At 47.5% G+C, this 21,144-nt stretch carries 15 protein-coding genes; 4 read left to right on the top strand and 11 right to left on the bottom strand.

All coding sequences use genetic code 11. From position 1 onward, the window contains the following. Nucleotides 1–163 precede the first annotated feature (163 nt). Together ACTTKA_RS07500 and ACTTKA_RS07495 are read left to right on the top strand one after the other, a co-directional pair. The gene (locus ACTTKA_RS07500) at nucleotides 164–631 is read left to right on the top strand and encodes a hypothetical protein (protein ID WP_097560166.1); all 468 of its coding nucleotides are present in this window, start codon (nucleotides 164–166) and stop codon (nucleotides 629–631) included. Next, nucleotides 624–824: a helix-turn-helix transcriptional regulator gene (locus ACTTKA_RS07495; RefSeq protein WP_060828359.1), complete on the top strand. Its 201-nt coding sequence runs from the start codon at nucleotides 624–626 to the stop codon at nucleotides 822–824. The genes ACTTKA_RS07500 and ACTTKA_RS07495 overlap by 8 nt, the downstream gene beginning before the upstream one ends. Before the next feature lie 31 nt (nucleotides 825–855). Here the strand turns inward: ACTTKA_RS07495 and ACTTKA_RS07490 are convergent, their stop codons facing one another. The 8 genes from ACTTKA_RS07490 to ACTTKA_RS07455 all read right to left on the bottom strand — a co-directional run bounded on the left by ACTTKA_RS07490 (nucleotide 856) and on the right by ACTTKA_RS07455 (nucleotide 15,677). Then, the gene (locus ACTTKA_RS07490; RefSeq protein ID WP_442724551.1) at nucleotides 856–2,097 is read right to left on the bottom strand and encodes an ABC transporter permease; all 1,242 of its coding nucleotides are present in this window, start codon (nucleotides 2,095–2,097) and stop codon (nucleotides 856–858) included. Nucleotides 2,098–2,109: 12 nt separating this feature from the next. Next, a complete protein-coding gene (locus ACTTKA_RS07485) occupies nucleotides 2,110–3,288 on the bottom strand; it encodes an ABC transporter permease (protein ID WP_442724550.1) in 1,179 nt (392 codons plus the stop codon). 12 nt (nucleotides 3,289–3,300) lie between these two features. After that, entirely contained in the window at nucleotides 3,301–4,293 is a 993-nt protein-coding gene (locus ACTTKA_RS07480) for an HlyD family secretion protein (RefSeq protein ID WP_046825449.1), read from the bottom strand. A gap of 51 nt (nucleotides 4,294–4,344) precedes the next feature. After that, nucleotides 4,345–5,736 carry a TolC family protein gene (locus ACTTKA_RS07475; RefSeq protein WP_442724549.1) on the bottom strand — a complete coding sequence of 464 codons (1,392 nt, stop codon included), beginning with the start codon at nucleotides 5,734–5,736 and terminating at the stop codon, nucleotides 4,345–4,347. A 97-nt stretch (nucleotides 5,737–5,833) separates the two neighbouring features. Further along, nucleotides 5,834–8,386: a glycoside hydrolase family 95 protein gene (locus tag ACTTKA_RS07470; protein WP_442724548.1), complete on the bottom strand. Its 2,553-nt coding sequence runs from the start codon at nucleotides 8,384–8,386 to the stop codon at nucleotides 5,834–5,836. Nucleotides 8,387–8,458: 72 nt separating this feature from the next. Beyond that, a complete protein-coding gene (locus ACTTKA_RS07465; RefSeq protein WP_442724547.1) occupies nucleotides 8,459–10,306 on the bottom strand; it encodes an ABC transporter ATP-binding protein in 1,848 nt (615 codons plus the stop codon). An 830-nt stretch (nucleotides 10,307–11,136) separates the two neighbouring features. Next, nucleotides 11,137–12,576, bottom strand: a complete 1,440-nt coding sequence (locus ACTTKA_RS07460) for a RagB/SusD family nutrient uptake outer membrane protein (RefSeq protein WP_442724546.1) — start codon at nucleotides 12,574–12,576, stop codon at nucleotides 11,137–11,139. A gap of 17 nt (nucleotides 12,577–12,593) precedes the next feature. Beyond that, nucleotides 12,594–15,677, bottom strand: coding sequence for a SusC/RagA family TonB-linked outer membrane protein (locus tag ACTTKA_RS07455; RefSeq protein WP_442724545.1), 3,084 nt, complete (start codon nucleotides 15,675–15,677; stop codon nucleotides 12,594–12,596). A gap of 725 nt (nucleotides 15,678–16,402) precedes the next feature. Here ACTTKA_RS07455 and ACTTKA_RS07450 point away from each other — a divergent pair. Then, nucleotides 16,403–17,044, top strand: a complete 642-nt coding sequence (locus tag ACTTKA_RS07450; protein ID WP_442724544.1) for a hypothetical protein — start codon at nucleotides 16,403–16,405, stop codon at nucleotides 17,042–17,044. Nucleotides 17,045–17,076: 32 nt separating this feature from the next. Beyond that, entirely contained in the window at nucleotides 17,077–18,309 is a 1,233-nt protein-coding gene (locus tag ACTTKA_RS07445; RefSeq protein WP_442724543.1) for a Cof-type HAD-IIB family hydrolase, read from the top strand. On the opposite strand, the gene murQ is transcribed toward ACTTKA_RS07445, so the two are convergent. Genes murQ through ACTTKA_RS07430 form a run of 3 tightly spaced genes read right to left on the bottom strand, consistent with a single transcriptional unit; the run spans nucleotide 18,293 to nucleotide 21,140 of the window. Next, nucleotides 18,293–19,126, bottom strand: coding sequence for an N-acetylmuramic acid 6-phosphate etherase (gene murQ, locus ACTTKA_RS07440; protein WP_442724542.1), 834 nt, complete (start codon nucleotides 19,124–19,126; stop codon nucleotides 18,293–18,295). The genes ACTTKA_RS07445 and murQ overlap by 17 nt on opposite strands. Continuing rightward, nucleotides 19,123–19,974 (bottom strand): ATPase, encoded by an 852-nt coding sequence (locus ACTTKA_RS07435; RefSeq protein ID WP_442724541.1) that lies wholly within the window; start codon nucleotides 19,972–19,974, stop codon nucleotides 19,123–19,125. The genes murQ and ACTTKA_RS07435 overlap by 4 nt, the downstream gene beginning before the upstream one ends. Beyond that, nucleotides 19,971–21,140, bottom strand: a complete 1,170-nt coding sequence (locus ACTTKA_RS07430; RefSeq protein ID WP_442724540.1) for an acyltransferase family protein — start codon at nucleotides 21,138–21,140, stop codon at nucleotides 19,971–19,973. Before ACTTKA_RS07430 ends, ACTTKA_RS07435 begins: the two co-directional genes overlap by 4 nt. Nucleotides 21,141–21,144 lie beyond the last annotated feature (4 nt).

The following is a 21,144-nucleotide window of genomic DNA, read 5'->3' as shown; positions in this document are numbered from 1 at the left end:
GGATTGAACAGCAATCTAAGCAAACTCACAAAATACGTTTTAGAGGAAAGGTAAGTATTTCTCTCTTTAAAATCGTCTTTGTTTTTATTTGTGTAAAATAAGCTTGTCTATATGTAAATTATACATTACATTTGTGCCGAAATTCAATTTAAAAAATAACAATATGAAAAATGCGTATCTTTTCCCAAACAGTTACAGGCGGATCGGACAGATACTTGCGATCCCTTCGGCATTCTTATGCGGATACTATTTGTTTTTTGCAGATGGTGACTTAATGCCTTGTCGTATGTTTTCAGTACTTTCATTCGAGTTGTTTTCATCTGTGGAATGGTTTAAAATAGTTGAAGCAGATATGATTAAGCAAATGTCGATCGTGTTGTTTACAATATCTTTGTTGCTTATTGCCTTCTCACGAGAGAAAGAAGAGGATGAATATATGGAATACCTGCGTTCGCGCTCCATGCGTTGGGCTATGCTGACAAGCGGCGTCGTTACCATCGTTGTGACTCTGCTTGTGTATAATATTGCTTATCTGTATTTTGTATTCATTAATTTGTATCTCATTTTGATTCTTTTCATTCTTAAATACAGAATCGATTTACACCGTTTAAGAAAGACTGGAGATGATTAATACGATTCGCATTGAACGAGCTGTGCAACGTCTTACGCAACAGCAACTGGCCGAAAGGGTTCAAGTCAGCCGGCAAACGATTCATGCTATTGAGGCAGGCAAATACGTACCGTCGACGGTGTTGGCGCTAAAGCTTTCCGCCGTTTTCGGTAAGAAGGTGAACGATATTTTTATGCTGGAAGAAGGGGATTAAATCCTTAGAAGCACAACGGAAGGGGGGGAGTTTATCCCCTCCGGAGTTTGGCTTCTTTATATTGCCGGAGCATTTTGCGGCGAACACGGATAATCTGACGACGATAAACGAGCGCCGCCGTGATGAAATATACGCCGGTATGTATCCAGAGCATCCGGTATTCGTGCGCTACGTCGTGCAATGAGGCGCCACAGCTCTTAATCAGAACGAAACCACGTATGGCCGGTGTTGAAGGAAACATATTACCGAGTGCTTTCCAATAGATGGGGAATGCCTCTGTCGGCCACGAGATGCCTGAGATAAAGAGCAGAATCACGGACATAAAGACGAATATCATCATCGGCGACTCGCGGGTGCGCATAAAGCCCGAAATCGTAATGGACATCAAGATGCACGCGAAAAGGTAGGGTAATAAAAACAGCAGAATGTCCCATGGATACCCGACACTTGGAAACGAAAAGAACTTGGGTACCACGATCAGTGTCCAGATACATACCGGAATGTAGATTACGACGTAAGCGAGTGATTTACCCAGTACGACGCGTAGGGTTCCCTTAAAACGCCGGTCGATCGGTACGAGATGGTGAAACTTGTTACGTTCACGCGCCGTGCCTCCCAACATACCGATGCCCAACACAAGCGTCTGCTGGATAATCAGGATCAGTACCGCCGGCAGAAGAAAGCTCGCAAAACCGTTCGACGGATTAAATAATGCCGTCGATTCGTAGGGTATGGGTTCAATCTCGATTTTCTTGAGTTGTTCGGTCGATTGCGGCCGGTTCTGCGCATGGATTTCACCCCCCATTTCGAGTGATACCTCTGTCGCGGAAAGCAGCATCGCTTTATAATAAAGCAACAGACTCATATCACAATAGAGGGAAACCGTCGCTTGTTGTCCCGAATGCAGGTTCTTACTGAATTCGGGTGGAAACAACAGGATGCCGTACGCTTCTTTTTTATTCAGCATGGTCTGTGCCTCGTCCATTGAGGTACACGAGCGAACGATCTGTACATCTGGAGTAGCATCTACACGGCGTACAAACTCACGACTGTAAAACGATTGGCTCCGGTCGACTACAACGACCTTGACATCATGTACCGTTTCGGGATGATAGATCAGCGAATAAATCAGCGGATAGGCTAATGGAACCAAGAAGAAAAAGATCATTACGCCGCTATCTTTGAAGATTGCTTTCAATTCTTCTCTCCAGATATAAAACAAGTCCCGGATGCCTTCGGCGATGATGCCGGATAATTTTTTTTCTCTTTTCATCGTTCGTTATTTTTACGGAATGTAATGAAAATAGAGCATCGCATTCTTCAGATATCTGCGCATGATGATAGGCAGCAGGAGGAAGCCGGCAAGCCATACATATTCTCCCCATGTGTATACCAATTCACGTCCATTGAGTGCTTGGTCGATATAAATCAGCAGGTAATGCCGTAGCGGATAGAGGTATGATACGGCATGAAATTCGGGATACATGGCCGATACGGGGTAGGAGAGTCCGCAGATCGAAAAGCCTAACATACCGAAAAGAGAGGCTAAACTAAGCCCCAACCGCACCGTAGGCAGTACGCTGATCATAAAAACCCCGAGCGCCTGTGAGGCGACTACTAACAGAAACATGGCAACGAGCATCGGTATCCAACCCGAATGAAGCGGAAAGGCGTTATATCCGTAAAGAATCGCGCAGATCAACCACCCGATAGCCGTAAAGATTACGGTGTGAGGCAATAACTTTCCGATCACACTCACGGTAATGGAGCCATGCCCCATATTCAGCCAGTCGCGCGATGTCTTTTCTTTGATCTCCGTCCCGATCGAGAAAACCGTTACGATAAAAATCAGCAGCTGTAATAGTCCGGGCATAATCGCATTGTTCAGGTAGATCGAATAATTGAGCCAGGGATTGCCGATTGCGTGCGTATCGATGACAATCGGCTGTATTTGCGCCATGATCTGGGCTGTCGTATATCCTTTGGCTTCTCCGATCCGAAGGCCAACGGCTCCACCGGCCAATACCGATGTCGTTTTCATATCCCGGAACATCAACGATCCGGCGATCAGAAACGATCCGTTCGTATAAAACGACAGTTTCGGTCGTTTGCCTGATGAGGCTTCACGCTGAAAACCTCTCGGGATATGATAGATTCCGTAAATATTTCCTTTCTGCATCTCCCTGCGCGCCTCTTCGAACGAAGCGCACTGCATCGCTACCGAAGTCTGCTCGAAAGCATCCAACTGGCGAATGAGTTGGCGCGATGTGGGGGTGTTGTCCAAGTCGACGACTGCTACCGGAAGATTCGTCGGTAGTCCGTCTTGCATCAATGTCATGAGAAAGAACAGACTGCCAATTGGCGCGACAATCATACAAAAGAAATACAACGGGTTCAAACAGAGCCTGCGGATTTCCCGTACGGATATCTGCTTCAAACTTTGTATGCCTTCCCGGATGGTCATAGCTCTCTCCCCTTAACGCTTGATGATAACAGACATTCCGGGACGCAGATCAGCTATTTTTTCGATGGGGCGTGCACGCACTTCAAACGTTTTTGCATCGAACTGGCCGGTTGCTTTTGTGGCCTTCCATGCGGCATACGTACCCATGGCTTTCATGAAATAGACCTTCATCGTCACTTCCTGATTATGGAGAGCAGGAATAAAGCCTTTGACCTCTTTTCCGATCTTGATATCACTCAATAAATCTTCCCGTACACTGAACGTGATCCACAAGTCGTTCAGGTCGGCAATGTTCATGATGGGGGCGCCTGTTCCCACTAACTCTCCCACCTCGGGGAAGCGTTCTACAATCTCCCCGTCGATAGGTGAAACCAAAGCCCGTTCGCCGATGTAGGATTGCACCTCGGCCACCGCACCCTTCGCTTGTCGGACGAGTGCCGAGGCAGCCATCTTGTCTTCACGGCGCGCTCCTTCTTTCGCCATTTCATACTGTGAACGAGCCGCCTTTTCGGTGGCAACCATCGCATGATAATTGGCTTCTACCTCATCACGTTTTTGAGCAGACATTACGCCCTGTTCGTAGAGATGCTGTATGCGATCATACGATTTCCGGGCAATATCGAGACCTGCTTTCGCCTTCTGCCACAACTCGTAAGCACCGGTAACTTCTTGCGAACGGGCGCCGGTCATTGCTTTGGTATTCTGTGCCTCAGCAGCCTGACGGACAGCCTCGGCCTGTTGCAGCTTGGCCATAATCTCAGGGGTGTCGAGGAATACCAGTGTGTCGCCTGCACGCACCTTGTCTCCCTCGCCAAAGCGATATGATTCGATGCGTCCGGGTACTTTACCCGAAATACGTACCTGAGTTGCTTCGGCCTGACCCATAATGATCTCGTCGGGAGGCGACAACAGGAAAAAACCGGCTAATGCAACTAAGCCTATGACTATCAGTACGGCAATAAAGGCCAATAGCATGTTGTTGATCGAATATTTTTTCTCACTCATCGTGTATAAATTATAGAATGTATAAATGTTCGTTATAACTCAAATTTCCGATTATTTCGTCAGCTTTCCTAAGGCTTTACGCAGATAAACTTCCGTCAGCTTGACCTCAATCTGCGCATCGATCAGCTGCGAACGCGCCGAGACCCAGGCCGTCTGTGCTTCCATCAGGTTCAGCGCCGGGATCACGCCTTCCTCAAAGCCTAAATTGGCATAGCGAAGATTCTCTTCTGCTTTCTCCATATTTTTTGTCGAGGCGGTCAACTGTTTTCCTGCCTCGTTGACTTTATATACCGATTGATTTACCTGCAACTCGATTTTCTCACGCGCGTCTTCGAGCTCCAGCTTCTTGATCACCGTCTCAGCCTTAGCCGAATTACGCCTGTACGTTCCTTCCCACCAACCGGACAAAGGAACTTTCACCATCACGCCGACATTGTACATGCCGGAAAACTCATTCTTAAAGCCGTTGTGCGAGTTTGGATTTGTGATCAGGTAGTTGGCTGTCAGCGCGACACTCGGTAACATCTCGGCCAATGCGATCTGTTCCTTCTTACGATAAATTTTTGTGGCAAGCTCGAGGCTTTTCAGTTCGGGACGATTACTGAAGGCTTCTTCTGTATGAGCTTGCGAAGATACCGGCTGCACGGTGAGATAATCAATTTCTTCATCGGCCAGAGCTATCGGGCTTCCCATCTCCAGCCCACAGATTTGAGCCAGCAGCATACGTGACAGTGCCAAGCCGTTATCGACTTTGTTTTGTGCCATCTCCGCTTCGTTCAGCTTCACCTTCACCGTTAAGCCGTCTGCTTTCGTGGCCACACCTTCTTGAATCATCGCGGTGATATCGTTATCCATCTTCCGAAGCAGATCGACATACGCGTCGGCCAGTTTCTTTTTGTTGACCAATGAGATCACCTGCCAGTATGTTTCATCGGTTCGGTAGATCACATCCTGCAACTTCGTGTCGTGCATCGACTCGGCCAGCTCACGGGCATAAGTCGTGATCTGATTGTAGGACACAATTTTTCCACCCATAAAAACCGGCTGTACCAAAGATACATCGCCTATCCAGACATTGCGAATATCGAGATGGGTCGCATCCTTCATCTTTTCCATGACCTGCGGGAGGATAAGTCCCAGTTCCGGAAATTTTTGAAGCATGGGGGCCGTAATGGACGACAAGGAAGAAAATTTACTATAGTCGACAAGTTCAATGTCTTTGCTGTTTCGTATATACGTTCCAACGGCCGAAACTTGCGGAAAATATTTCGTGCGTGCCGCATGACGTTCTTCCTTTGCTTTGTCTACCAGTTTACCGGCTACCTTCAGCTCTTTGTTGTTCGCAATCGCCAACTGACGGCACTGCTCCAGTGTCAGCACTTCCTGTGCCATAGCACAAAAAGGCAGGATAACCGCCATCCATAAAAAAACAAACTGTTTCATTTCCTTCAATTTTGGGCTGCAAAGATACAAAGTAAAACAAAGGCGTTTATCCGTTAAAGGACAAAATGAACATAAAACATTCCTTTTTGAATCTTTTTTAGTTGTCTTTTCTCATGTTTACTGCGAGTTCATCGGCTGCATGTAAATCCATGACAATCATTCCATCGACAATCGGACATGAGACAGCCTTTCCATTCAGCAGAACTTCCAGAACAGGCATGCTTTCAGGCATCTTGATGCGGAAAGTCCCGTCTTTTTTTACTTTCAGTCCGGCATGAAGCAACTCGCCGTCGCCCCATTGAGCATGTACTTCGCCTGCTCCCTGCACACATAAACCTTTGAACTCACCGTTTTTCCATGCCGTAGGAAGTGCCGGCAGAAATTCGATGTATCCGTTATGGCTCTGTACCAGCATCTCGGCAATCCCGGCACATCCTCCGAAGTTTCCGTCGATCTGGAACGGCGGATGAGCACAAAACAGGTTGGGATATGTGCCTCCCCCGTGTTTCATGTCCATGTCTTTGCGGAGGGAAGGTCTGAGCAGGTCGGCCATCAGCTTGTAAGCATGCTCTCCATCGTGCAGACGCGCCCAGAAGTTCACTTTCCAGCCCATCGACCAGCCGGTACTTTCATCCCCGCGCGCTTCGAGTGTTTTGCGTGCGGCAGCGGCCAGGTCGGGAGTCCGTTCCGGCGAAATTTCATTGGCCGGATACAAGCCGTACAGGTGGGAGACGTGGCGATGATGCGGTTCTGCTTCCTCATAAGGCTCCAACCATTCCATGATACGTCCGTCGGGCCCGATTGTCGTAGGCATCAGACGTGCTTGGTAAGCGGCCAGCGTTTGCACAAGCTCTTCGTCCGTTTTCAGCAGTCGGGCAGCCTGAATGGTGTTGGAGAATAACTCGCGGAGTATCTGATTGTCCATCGTCGAACCGGCACAGACGCTTACTTTTTTTCCGTTAGGCATCACGTAGGCATTTTCGGGCGAGGTAGTCGGGGCCGTTACCAGATAGTGACTGCGGGGGTCTTCGACGAGCATATCGACGAAGAAAAGAGCCGATTCACGCATCACAGGGTATACGTCTCGCAGATAAGCCGTGTCGAGTGTAAACAGATAGTGCGTGTACAGATGCTCGCAAAGCCACGCCGCCGAAGTGTTTGTCGCACCCCACGAAGGATGTTCGCCCGGCGCCGTAAATTCCCATACGTTCCCTAAGATATGCGTCACCCATCCGCGAGCGTTATAAAAAGCTTTTGCCGTCTGTCGTCCGCTCTCGACCTGCTGCTTCGTCCATTCGATCAACGGCAGATGAAGCTCCGACAGATTTCCTGTTTCAGCCGGCCAAAGATTCATCTGCAGGTTGATGTTGAGATGATAGTCTCCGTTCCACGGGGTATGAATCGTATTGCACCAAAGCCCTTGGAGGTTGGGCGGCAACAGTCCGGGACGTGTCGACGAGATCAGCAGATAGCGGCCGAACTGATAATACAAAGCCAGCAATGAGGGGTCGTTCTTGTCGTTCTGAAACGCTTCGAGACGTTTATTCATCGGCAAGGCTTCTTTTTGCGCGTTCCGTCCGAAATGGACGGCTATCCGATGATAAAGCTCCTGATAGGCTCGGATATGTTCTTCTTTCAGCGTTTCATAACTTTTGCTTGCGGCAGCCGTGAGCAACGAATCGATCTGTGCATCGACCGCTTTACCGAAATAGTCGGTAGCCATTCCTACCAACAGGATGATCTCGGAAGCCTCTTCAACAATGAGCGTCGTATCGTTGAAGGCTTTCACTTCACCCCCGTTGGGAAGCACCACCTGTATGCGTGAAGCGTAACGGACGCCCTGACCGTCTTCGGCTCCCGGCACCGTCTTCTGTTCTGCCGCAGGGATGCTGTCCGAGTTGTTTGTGCGGTTTCGCATGGCTTCTTCTCGTTCGAGCTGTTCCTTCGTCTTATACGCGTCTCCTTCGTAGAGCCTTCCGCGCATTTCAAGCTCGCTGTTTCCGGCTTTCACGGCATAGCGCTCCGGTCGGTTCATCCCGATTTGGCATTGTAGCTTGCGCCCGTTGTTTACTTTCAGGCGGATGACGGCCACATCGTTTGCGAACGAGGTGAACACTTCGCGCGAGTATTCCGTTTTCCCTTTACGGAACGACAGCGTTGCCAGTGCCTGCTCCAAGTCTAACTCACGCCGGTAGTCGGAAACTTGTGCATCGTCTGCGGCATCGTATGTGAAGTCCAGTATCAGATTGCCCAGCAACTGATAGCTACCGTAGGGCTTATTCGCGCCACTTCCCCGTCCGCTGCCATCGCCGTAGCAGACAAAGGTGTCGTACATGAGCTCCTGCGCTTCATCATTACGTCCGGCAAAGAGCAGCTCGCGGATTCGACCCAGCGACTTCTGCGCTGCGGGGTTGTCGGTCTGCTGTTTACTGCCGGACCACATCGAGATTTCGTTCAAGACGATATTTTCTTTTTCAATTCCTCCGTCGGGCATAAGTCCGATACGGCCGTTGCCGAGCGGAAAAGATTCTTCCCAAAGAGTGGCCGGTTCATCGAAATGATAAGCCATGCGCGCATTTGAACGGATATCCGGTAAGCGGTCGCAAGCCATGAGAATGATACCAACGAATAAGAGTTTTACTATTTTCATGTTATCTTTATTAAATGGTTTATATTGTTTTCATGTTCCGAAAAGGAACGGCTTCCCGATGACCCCTTTAGTTTAAAATTTTTGCATATCGCAAAGCCTTTTGTAATAGCCATTCATGGTAATCAGTTCGTCATGCTGCCCGCGTTCGACGATGGCTCCTTCGTGCATCACGCAAATCTCATCGGCCTTACGGATGGTCGACAGGCGATGCGCGATTACGATCGTTGTACGGTTACGCATCAGGTTTTCGAGCGCTTCCTGCACGAGCCTTTCCGACTCGGTGTCGAGCGCCGAGGTCGCTTCGTCGAGAATCAGTACCGGTGGGTTTTTCAGAATCGCACGTGCGATGCTGATACGCTGCCGTTGTCCGCCGGAAAGTTTTCCGCCACGGTCGCCGATGTTCGTCTCGTACCCTTCTTCCGAAGCCATGATAAAGTCATGTGCGTTCGCAATCCGTGCCGCTTCTTCCACCTCTGCGCGGGTGGCCGATTCCACCCCGAAGGCGATGTTGTTGAAGAAACTGTCATTGAACAGAATCGCCTCCTGATTCACATTGCCCATCAATCCGCGCAAGTCGACGAGTGAGGCCTCGCGAATATCCGTGCCGTCGATGGTAATAGCTCCTTGATCGACGTCGTAGAAGCGGGGCAACAAGTCGACGAGCGTGCTTTTGCCCGAGCCCGACTGTCCCACGAGGGCGATCGTTTTGCCTTTTTCGATCCGCAGATTGATCCCTTTCAATACCCAGTCGTGCTGGTAACGAAACCATACATCACGATATTCGATGGCATCGTTGAAGATGACCGGTTTCGTTACGGCCGGCGAGACGATATTCGATTCCGCCTTCAGTATTTTATCCACACGCTCTATCGAGGCAAGCCCTTTCTGTATGGCATAAACCGATTTGCTCAGGTCTTTGGCAGGATTGATGATGCTGTAAAAAATCACCAAATAATAAATAAAGGTAGGTGCATCGATCGGGCTGTTGTTGCCGAGGATCAGGGTACCTCCGTACCAGAGAATCACGACAATCGTGGCTGTGCCGAGAAACTCGCTCATCGGATGTGCCAGTTGCTGACGACGATAGATCCGGTTTGTCGTGTGACGATAGGTTTCGTTTTGCGTTTCGAAACGTCGCTGTATCTTTTTCTCCGCATTGAACGCCTTGATGATACGTAATCCGCTGAGCGTTTCCTCGATCTGGCTCATCAACGCGCCCCACTGCGACTGACCGAGCAACGATCTTTTTTTCAGCTTTTTCCCGACCTGTCCCATCACGTAGCCTGCAACAGGCAGCAGGATAAAGACAAATGCCGTGAGCTGCCAGCTGATGATCAGCATGGCTGAGAGATAGATCAGAATCAGGATCGGGTTCTTGAACAGCATATCGAGCGAGCTCATGATCGAAGTCTCAATTTCGTTTACATCGCCCGATACCCGTGCGATGATATCGCCCTTACGTTCTTCCGAGAAGAAGCCGAGCGGTAGCTCCGTAATTTTTTGATTGATCTGATTTCGTACATCGCGCACCACGCCCGTACGAATGGGGATCATGGTGTAAAAGGCCATGTACATGGCCAGTACCTTGAATAAGGTCATCACGATCAGCGCGACCCCCAGCATGATGAGTGCGGACGAACTGCCATAAACCTCGATCAGTCGGTTGACGTACCAGTAAAAGTTATTTTGCGCCGCTTCGGGTAATGTCTTCCACGATTCCCACGACGAAGGACGGAAAGTCCACTCCATGAACGAATAGACGCGGTCGTCCATCTTGAAGAGGATTTTCAGAATCGGGATAATCAATGCGAACGAAAAAACATTCAGAATAGCCGAAAGTATGTTAAACACGATGTTAAGTCCCATATATCGCTTATACGGCGGTACGAATCGCTTGAGTACACGAAAAAAATCCTTCATCCCATATTGTTTGTGACGACAAAGATAAGGCAAGTCGATAGCAAAAACAAAACTTTTTAGGGACAGGACACAGTAGTCAGTATTCAGCCCTGCAAATTCCCCCTTTGAAGGGGGGGAGGGGGATGTACCTCTGCGTTCGCTCTTTTGTCATTCAGAGCGTAAGCGAAGAATCTCTTCCCTTTTCCCCCGCGAGATTCCTCACTGCGTTCGGAATGACAAACGCGGTTATTTGCGTTGATTCGCGCCATTTGCAAAATTTGCGTTCGGATAACCCGGCATAACAATTAACCATTGATGATTGAATTACGTCTGGCTTTCAGCCCTCTGCCGGAGGCGCTGTTTTCCCCAACGCTTCGCTTCGCTACACATTGGGCCGAATTATTACGCCCTTTCAGGGCTGTTACAGCGGTCAGCCAACAGTCAAAACAACTCAACAATTCAATGCCCGAAGGGCTAGCCATTAACCATGACTTTGTTGCAACAGTTTGCATTTGATTATCAAAGGATATAAGTATATATAAAAAACAACCATTTAATAATCAGTGATATAGTAAAATTGATATATTAGTACAGATGAAAATATATTATTGTTTTTTAGGGGCTTATCCGTTATAATAAAGTTGTTTAAAACAGATAATAGTGCAAATGTACGACAGTGATAGATCCTAATAAAGAGTATCCCGAACTCACGTATACCCTGATTTTGTATATCCGATTTTATCGGACAACAACAATAAAAAACAGCGCAGGGGAAATGATTCCCAAGCGCTGTCTGAATTTTAATAAAAACCTTTAAGTCAAAGAAAGTGATCTAATTTTCTCTTGCATTCTTACCAATTCGGATTCTGCTTTAATTCGGGAGAAATATTAATTTCTCTTTCCGGAATAGCAGTCAATAAACGATAATCATCGTACTTTAACGGCTCACTGAAAATGGAAGTTTTAATCTCTTTGCGGAATCTTACCATATCGTACATACGATGATTTTCGCAGAAGAATTCCCTCCTTCTCTCATCCAATATCTCTTCCAATGTGACGGAAGTGGTATCGGTATTGGCATAATCAGAAAGCCTGTTTTTTCTCAATCCATTATAATACCATACTGCTTCTTTAGCATCAGGAGCGTTTCCTCCCTTCAACTTGGCTTCGGCAGCAATCAAATATACTTCTGAGAGGCGAATCACTTTGAAGTTATTTACATAGAGGGGTGAGCTGGCTCCTTCCTGACCTTCGTATTTGATCGTGTAGAAACCTTTATTCTTGCCTTTATTCTTACCTTCATTTATGGCCTTTTCCCGAATCGACTGTGAGCGAATGTCGGTTGTCTGGGAGGTCAACCAAGTTTTAAAGTCTTCAGATGCGGCACATTCCGGATATCCGTCCGGATTCGTATAATAGCCTAATGAATTACGTTGGGCGCTCGACTTATCCGTCGTAAGTACTTCAAACAAAGATTCGGATGTACCGGTTTTCTTCCAAACCGTTAAATAGTCATTTATGCTATACAATTTATAGGGACTATTGGCAATGACATTGGCAGCATGTTTAAGAGCATTATCATTATCATTCATATATAAATAAGCCCGGCTTAGCAATGCCTCGGCCGCCCAATAATTGATCTTGCCCGATGCCTCTTTCTTCTCTTTAGAAAGGAGTTCCATCGACTTCTTTAAATCGGCAACAATAAAGTCGTACGTCTGTTTCAGGGTGGAACGTTTAAACTTTGCATCAAAAGGATAGACCTTATCATTGATTACAATTCCCGAATTTTCCGCATTCACATCTGCTGCTGCAGAAGGAATCTGTGCAAACAAACGAGCCATTTCAAAATGTCCCAATGCCCGAAGAGCATACAATTGCCCGAGATAATCATTATAAAGATCCATGTTCGAATCTTTATCGGAAACGTTATTTACATTTTCCAGGATGCTGTTTACACGGGCAAGCATTCTGCTGAATTGCTTATATGCGTCGATAGAAAGCCCTGAATTTCGATCTGTCTGATAAATCACGACAGGTTGAAAATGGTTTGCCGATTTATCAATCATTTGCACGTCTCCTCCTTTTGCATCCGCATACAATGCCACATCGCCCGCAAGCCCCCATCGGCTGACTAAAGCACTGTAAACGCCATTGATCGCTGTATTAAGGGTTGTGAGATCTTTTATAGACTCATTTCCCGGCAAACTGAATGAAGGTTTTTGGTCAAACTCGTCCGAACAACTGATGCCGACCAATATAAATGCGATATATACTATGTATTTTTTCATCTTGTTTGTTTTTTAAATTAGAAACCAATATTTACACCAAATGAATATGTTCTCGCCATTGGGGTATCTACTGTGCGATATCCGTTAAGCGCAACTTCCAGTTCCATATTTTTGGTCGCTGCGTAAAGATAAGCCAAATTATTGACATTCAAAGATAGATCAATGTTCGATACGCCTAATTTACTATACCATGTTTTGGGCAGTGTGTATCCGAATGAGATTTCTTTCAGACGGATGAAGTCTGTAGACAAGAGATGTCTTGTAGACCAGCGGTCCGGACGCAATGGATTGCTCAATACCGGACGGGGATTGTCTACCTGATCCCCCTTATTCTGCCAATAATTACCTACCAAATCCCTACTCAAGTTTATGGAATACATCCGCAGTCCATCATGTTTTTGGAAATATCCCGGGTAATCGAACAGATAACCTCCGAATTGATAGGTCAGCAAAATGTTTAATGAAAGTCCTTTATAATGGAAAGAGTTGCTGAATCCGCCATTCACCTTTGGATAAGCTGATTTCTGCACACCTTTTTTCGCTTCTACATAACGATAGGTTCGATTATCCTCCGTATCGGGCTTTGTCGGGTCTTTGGCAAACATGGCCAATCCGTTCTCGGGGTTTACACCTAAATAAGTCGGTAAATAGAACGAATACAAGTCTTCTTTTTCACGATAGATGTATAAATCTCCATCGCCGCGAATAATATCTCCACTGGGCAATTTTTCGACTGTTGCCTTCAATGTTGACAACGTGAGATCCATATTCCATACTACCTCCGATTTCAGTAAGTTAGAACCATGAAACTCAAATTCCCATCCTTTATTTGAAATCTCACCGGCATTCATGGTTACATCTTCCACACCCGTTGTATAAGATACTGGTACATTTAACAATAAATCGCTTGTATACTTATTGAAGTATTCAAGGCTAAATGCAAACCGTTCGAACAGTGTAATGTCCATACCAATATTGAAGTTCTTGCTTTTTTCCCATCCTAAATCGTCATTTTTCAACTGAGTCAGGTAACTGGCCGGCTTATCTCCGTAACTACCGTCAAATCGATATAATCCCATATAAGCATAACTACCTCCCGGCAAGGTTCCGTTTGTACCGTAAGATACACGTAATTTTCCATCAGTTAGTACGTCATTTTTCAAGAAATCTTCGTGTGAGAAACGCCATGAGCCTGATAAACTATAAAATGTACCTTGTCTTTTATTCATCCCTAACTTCGAGGATTTATCGGAACGCAAACTTCCGGCAATGTAATATTTGTTGGCGTAATTATAACTTACATTTCCCAAATATGACATCATGAAGTTTCTGACGTATCCCGATGAAGCATTTCTGGGCTGTCCATTCGCCAATTCATGCAGAATATCGTTCGAATAATCGGAGGCCGAAGCAAAGAGCGAGTTGTTGTTGTACTTTTGCGCTTCTACACCGACCAAGGCATCCAAGTTATGTACATCGTTGAATGTGGTATTATAGTTTAAGATATTAGACGTTGTCAAGGTGATGACTTCCTCTTCCCCCTTTTCACCCAGTCCGTTCAGGCTTGATCCGTCGATAGAAGCAGGCCCCCAGTAGTTGAACGATTTTACAGTGAAATAGTCAACAGAATTGTTGCTATTGAACGAAAGGTCTTTCGTGAAAATCACTTTAGCTCCGACATTGTTCATGATACGGTATGTTTTGTTCGAAACACTCGACTCGTCGGGCGACAACGCCCATAAAGCATTCTTCACTTTGGAGCTAAAATTGGATTCCATATTATACGTTCCGTCTTCGTTATAAGCTTTCATCGACGGATTAGAGCCCATCATCATAGAGAGTGGACTTGCCGTAGCAAGTCCTTGACTTTGCTCTGACTGGTCGCCTCGACCGGTTTGCTTCGTATACGACATCTGATTTTTAAAGCTAAGCTCCAACCAATTTGTAGCTTTGTTGCTAAGATTAAGCATGGAACTGTAACGTTCAAATTCGCGGTATTTGACCAATCCCTTGACCTTATTATATCCGAGCGAAGCAAAGAAACTGGTTTTTTCGTTTCCTCCGGAAGCGGAGAATTGCACTTCCGACTGGTGTCCTCCATCATAAATCAGCTTACGCCAGTCGTCTCCATTCTTGCGCTCCGTCACGTATGACCAATCTTCGTTCAGATAATTGTCTTCGGCAAACTTTCTCGCCTGAGCCTGGATTTCCGGATTACCATAGTTTTTTTGTGTCGGCAAAAGCCCGCTCAATTTGTTCAGCTGATATCCCTCAAGAGCTGCTTTCATGTAATCGGCGTATTCCTCTCCGCTGAGCAATTCATATGAATTGGTAGCCATATTGGAAAAACCGGAATTCATTTTTACATTGAATTTTGTTTTTCCACTTTTTCCTTTCTTCGTTGTAATAATAACAACCCCATTTGCGGCACGCGAGCCATACAACGATGCGGCCGCAGCATCCTTCAATACGGTCATTGATTCTACATCTTCAGGGTTTAATGTGGAAAGTACGTTGCTCGATACACGCCGTCCATAGTCTCCAACTGTAACAGGGATTCCGTCAATCACATATAAAGGGCTGGTCGATCCCGTAATGGAACCGATACCACGCACTTGTACGTGACCGGCAGCTCCAGGGTCTCCTGTAACAGACGTGACGCGCACGCCGGATACTTTTCCGTTCAATGCTTTATCGACTGATTCAACTCTAGCCGAAGAGAGTTTCTCTGCACTCACAGCGGCAGCCGATCCCGTAAACGACGATTTTTTGGCGGTACCGTAAGCTACGATGAGCACTTCGTCTAAGGTTTCGGTATCACTCATCAAGGTGATTTTCATGTTCGGTCTTGCTGCAGCTTCCTGCGTCTTGAAGCCGACGAACGAGAATACGAACGTTGCCCCGTCGGGTGCCGAAAGGGTAAACTTACCGTCCATATCTGTCACTGTTCCTTTCGTGCGGTCGCTCTTGAGCACCACCGATGCCCCGATAACCGGTTCTCCCTGCTCATCGACGACAGTGCCCTGCACCTGCGTCTGAGCCATCACAAACCCTGCCCCTATAAGGAGGAAGGTCATTAGCATAATGATTTTTTGTTTCATACCTTTTAAATTGTTAACGATTAATTTCTATAATTCTGTCTTTGTTTTCCGTTATTCACTCTTCACTCTTTACTTTATAATGGTTATCCAGTTTTCACCCATCACGAATTGGTATTTGGTTTTCGCCACTCGTCTTCGTTTATCTTTCTCCCATAAGGCAAACTTTAACTTATCATATTTCGTTTTTCACTCATCCGCTCAAGAATGTATTTGTTAATATTATCAACACGCAAATGACAGGTCACACGCTCGACTACCCAAGGTGGCTACAAGATTAAAATACATTCAATAGTCCTGTTTCTCTTGTAAAACACTTGCTTATTCATAGATAGCTTACATTTTTTTCTTCCATAATATGCGTTTCGGATTTAAATTTCCTTTTTGCTTTTTCAAATATTTGATGACAAAGATATAAAAAAATATTATATGCAAACTTTTTTTCTGATGGAGGTAATTTTCTTTTCGTATCATCAGATAGTCTTTTCTTTATAAACGTTCTCTTCCCTAAGCCTAAGCCCTGCCTTCAAAACAGAAAAGATTCAGATGTTGATTATTAGCTTTTTAATGGGGTGGAATGGCGTGGGGAACATCGGCATTGATGAGTTTGCGGGGCAAGGAAAGAATATGTGTATGTTCGCTGTTTTCGGAAGATGAGGTGGACATGACGGGCGGAATCGAAAAAAATACCGTATCTTTGAAATCCGATTGATTTTGATTTCAGTGTCATGACGGAACGAAGAAGAACGAAATACGATACGACATTTTTCGAGCGGTATGCCCGCCAATCGCTGATCGACTTGGTGGACGACCGCTTCGAGGCATTAAAGAATTACGACCGTCCGGATTTGCAGGACGAGGCGCACAACATCGGCATTGAGGTGACACGTGCCATCCGTGAAGATCGCGACGTGGCGCATGCGCTGATCAATGAAATTGCCGGACGTCCGGTCATGAAGGTCTCGGAAGAAGACTGGATAGACATGACGAAATACGGATACGGATACGGCATCAACGATACGATCATCGGGCGAATGGAATACGAATACTGGGCGGCAGCTTTGCCTTTGCAGCGCATCATCAGGAGTAAGGTGCGTAAGGTCGCCGATGGCTTCTACGGTCATTTCCGTAAGTTCGGACTGTATATCTTCTCGAAAGAGAATCTCACGGACGATACCGTCTTCTCAACGATGGAATACACCATGGAATTGCAAGAAGGAAATGTATTGAAATATGATGTCATGTACATCTCGCAAATACGCGAACTGTTTGTTTGCGATTTGACGAAAGCCTCGTTCGAGGAAATACCCATCAGCCGCGCCCAATGCCGCAGGTTTTATCATGAAGCTCTTCGTCTGGAAACGGCCTGACAAGAAATAATAACCATTAACGATCAAGAGATATGAAGTACAAAATGGTAGTGCTCGATGTAGACGGCACATTGCTTACGAACGAAAAAACAGTTACGGCACGGACTCGTGCAACCCTGATCAGGGTGCAGCAAATGGGCATCAAGGTGGTACTGGCTTCGGGAAGACCGACGTACGGTGTTGTCGGGCTGGCTAAGGAACTGGAGCTGGATAAAAACGGCGGATATATCCTCTCGTACAACGGCGGACAGATCATCAATGTGCAGACGAACGAACTGCTTTTCGAGAAACGCATCAATCCCGAATTTATCCCTTACCTCGAACGGAAAGCACAAAAAAACGGTTTTGCGATCTTCACGTATCGTGAAGATGAGATGTTGACGAACGATGCGTCGAATGAACGTGTTCTTCAGGAAGCGCGACTCAACGGTATGCAGTTGCGCGAGACAGACCGATTCTCGGAAGAAGTCAGTTTCCATCCGTGTAAGGTTATGCTTTCGAGCGATGATGAGAAGGCGCTTATCGGCCTCGAAGAGCATTGGAAGAAACGATTGGCCGGCACCTTGGATGTGTTTCGTTCCGAGACCTATTTTCTCGAAGTCGTGCCGCAGTTTATCGATAAGGCGAATACGCTCAGCGTACTGCTCGAAAAACTCAATATCCCGTCAGCCGATATCGTGGCGATAGGCGACGGGGTGTGCGACGTGACCATGATCCAGCTGGCCGGACTCGGTATCGCCATGGGGAATGCGCAGGACTCGGTCAAGGCCTGTGCCGACGTCATCACTCTTTCAAACGAAGAAGACGGCGTAGCTGTGGCGCTCGAAAAAGCGATCCTTGCCGATATACGCCCCACCGATATCCCGCTCGACCGGTTGAATGCGGCCGGCAAGCACGCTCTGATGGGAAATCTCGGCATTCAATACACGTATGCCTCGGAAGGCCGTATCGAAGCGACTATGCCCGTTGACGAACGAACCCGTCAGCCATTCGGTATCCTGCATGGCGGAGCCACGCTGGCTTTGGCCGAAACGGTGGCCGGTCTTGGCTCGATGGTGCTTTGCGCACCCGACGAGATGATGGTCGGCATGCAGGTAAGCGGTCATCATCTCTCGTCGGCGCACGAAGGCGATACGGTGCGTGCTGTGGCAACGATTATCCACAAAGGACGTTCGTCGCACGTGTGGAATGTCGATATCTTTACTTCGACGGATAAGCTCGTTTCGTCCGTTCGCGTCGTGAACAGTGTTATGAAGAAGCGGTAGGGCCCGGCCTGCGGTAAGCTTCGACAGCTTTTTTCACCGATCCGTGCAGCAGCAGCAGTGCGTTAGCCTGATCGTAGGGCAGCCCCAGCTCATCGACAAGCATGCGTGTGCCGCGATCCACGAGCTTCTGATTGCTCAACTGCATGTTGACCATCTTGTTGCCTTTCACGCGTCCGAGCTTGATCATAACGGTCGTTGTAATCATATTCAGGATCATTTTCTGTCCTGTGCCCGATTTCATGCGTGAACTGCCGGTAACGTATTCGGGTCCTACCACCATCTCGATGGCGATGTCGGCCTCTTCAGCCATCGGCGAGCCGGGGTTGCTGGTGATACAGCCTGTCAGGATGCCATGGCGACGCGCCTCACGCATGGCTCCGATCACGTAGGGGGTTGTGCCCGATGCGGCAATCCCGATCACCGTATCTTTCGGCGTGATGTGGTGCGCCTGCAATTCTTCCCATCCGCGTGCCGTATCGTCTTCGGCATTCTCCACCGGATTGCGGAGTGCCGTCTCTCCGCCGGCAATCAGTCCGATCACCAGCGTATTGGGCATCCCGAACGTAGGCGGTATCTCCGAAGCGTCGAGTACTCCCAGCCGGCCGCTTGTGCCGGCGCCCATGTAAAAGATACGTCCGCCCTGTTGCATGCGGGGTACGATCTCCGAGACGAGTTTCTCTACCTGCGGAATGGTCTTCTGTACGGCCAATGCCACTTTCCGGTCTTCCTGATTGATATCGTCCAGAATCTGCCGGACGGTTTTCTGCTCTAAATCGCTGTACAGCGAATCTTGTTCTGTTATTTTAATAAATGTCATACGGTTTCTGTTACTGTCGAATAGTAAGTGCGTAATCCTTCCATCGGATTGCGAACGATTGTACCGGTACGGATACCCGCTGCGGCGGCGGCCTCCTCCAGAATATCTTTGTAATAATACGCTACCGACCCGATAAAATGAGCTTTGTAGCGTGTATAGTCGAACTGCATCACGTTGCGGGTCAGGAACGACTTGAAAGCGTTCAACACCAGCGAATGGATGGCCGGATGTTCGATATTTTCGGCCAGAAACGGCGATATACCGGCTAGAAAACGATTCGGGAACGGCTGTCGGTATACCCGTTCGATAATATTGGCAGGGGTCAGTTCGTACTGCCGGAGGAACTTTTCTTTCAGTTCTTCTCCCATCTGGTTTTTCAGCAGATCACCGATCAGCAGTTTACCTAATACAGCCCCGCTGCCTTCGTCGCCAAGGATAAACCCCAGCGGCGATACGTTGGCCGCAATCTTCTCTCCATCGTAAAAGCAAGAGTTCGAACCGGTTCCCATGATGCAGACGATGCCCGGCGATCGTCCGCAGGAGGCTTTGGCTGCCGCTAGCATGTCGGTATCGACTTCAATCAGACTACTCACATCCAGACACCCTTTGAGCACATTGCGTACGATAGGGACTTTTTCCGGAATGCATCCGGCTCCGAAGAAATGCACTTCGCAAAAACGGTTCGAATTCAATTGCGGAAGCAAGGTCCGCTCAATCTCGCGCCCCATCTCTTCCGGCGTCTGAAAAAAGGGGTTCATTCCTTTCGTAAATATTTCTCCAACCACCTGACCCTGATCCAGCACATTCCAATGTGTCTTGGTCGAGCCGCTATCTGCAATCAGTATCATATTTTGATATATATTTTTTTCTTATATAAGATAAATCCTATTAACCAGTTAAAAGCTACGAACAGTGTGGCAAACAGAAACGAACCGCCATAGTCTCCGGCCCAAGGGCGCAGACACACATCGTAAAAGAAGCCTTTCAGCGTAATGGGGTTGCCGTTGTATGTGAGGTAAATGTTGCCTAACAAAATGGAGAAAACAGCACCCGCTACATACATGAACAGCGGATTGACGCCGAAGGCCTCGAAGAAACGGCACCATTTCGTATGTCTTTTTACATCGATTATCCAAATGAGCAAAGCAAGTAATCCCGATGCCATGCCACAGGTGACCAGCACGAACGTGGGCGACCAGATTTTTTTGTTGATCGGGCAGCCGTAGCTCAGCAACCATCCGGCAAAAGCCATGGCTGTTCCGATCAGGAAAAGACGCAGCATTTTATCGCGTACTTCCGTCACACCGAGCATTGCCCGACCGCAGCAAAAACCGATCAGTACGTGTGCAATAGCAGGGATGGTACTTAACAATCCTTCCGGCTCGATACCCTTGTCTTTGTACATATGGTTTACCCCAAGCACGGCACGGTCTACGATCGAAAGAATATTCGTTTCGTTGTATGCGAGACCGTTCCCAACCAGCAACAGTACGGTATAACCGCCGAGTAAAGCGACAATCAGATACGGGATACGGTGATGACGTATGGTCAGAGCGATCAGCGCCGTTGCTCCGTATGAGAGCGCCAGTCGTTGCATCACACCCAGTATGCGCAGATGACCGAAGTTCGATACCGATTGCCAAAGCCTTGCTCCGAACGACAGTCCTTCGTCGGCCAGACCATGCCACGTGCGACATGTCAGACCGAACCATGCAATCCCGAGCCCGATGGCAAAAATGACAGCCGTTCGCCGGATGATCTTTCGCATCGCGGAATAGCTGAATGTAAAGTCGTATTTCTTGAGCGAAATATAAGTCGATATGCCCATGATGAACATAAAGAAAGGAAATACGAGGTCGGTCGGTGTCAAGCCATGCCATGCCGCATGTCCCAACGGAGCATATACGAACGACCATGATCCGGGATTATTGACCATGATCATGCCGGCAATCGTGATACCGCGGAGGATATCGAGCGCCAGCAGACGTTTGTTTGTGGGTGTTGTGATACTCATTGCA

The organism is Tannerella sp., assembly GCF_052170195.1.
In the GTDB taxonomy this organism is placed as follows: domain Bacteria; phylum Bacteroidota; class Bacteroidia; order Bacteroidales; family Tannerellaceae; genus Tannerella.
The sequence above is the reverse complement of the archived record's forward strand: the minus strand, read 5'-3'. Positions and strand labels throughout refer to the sequence as shown.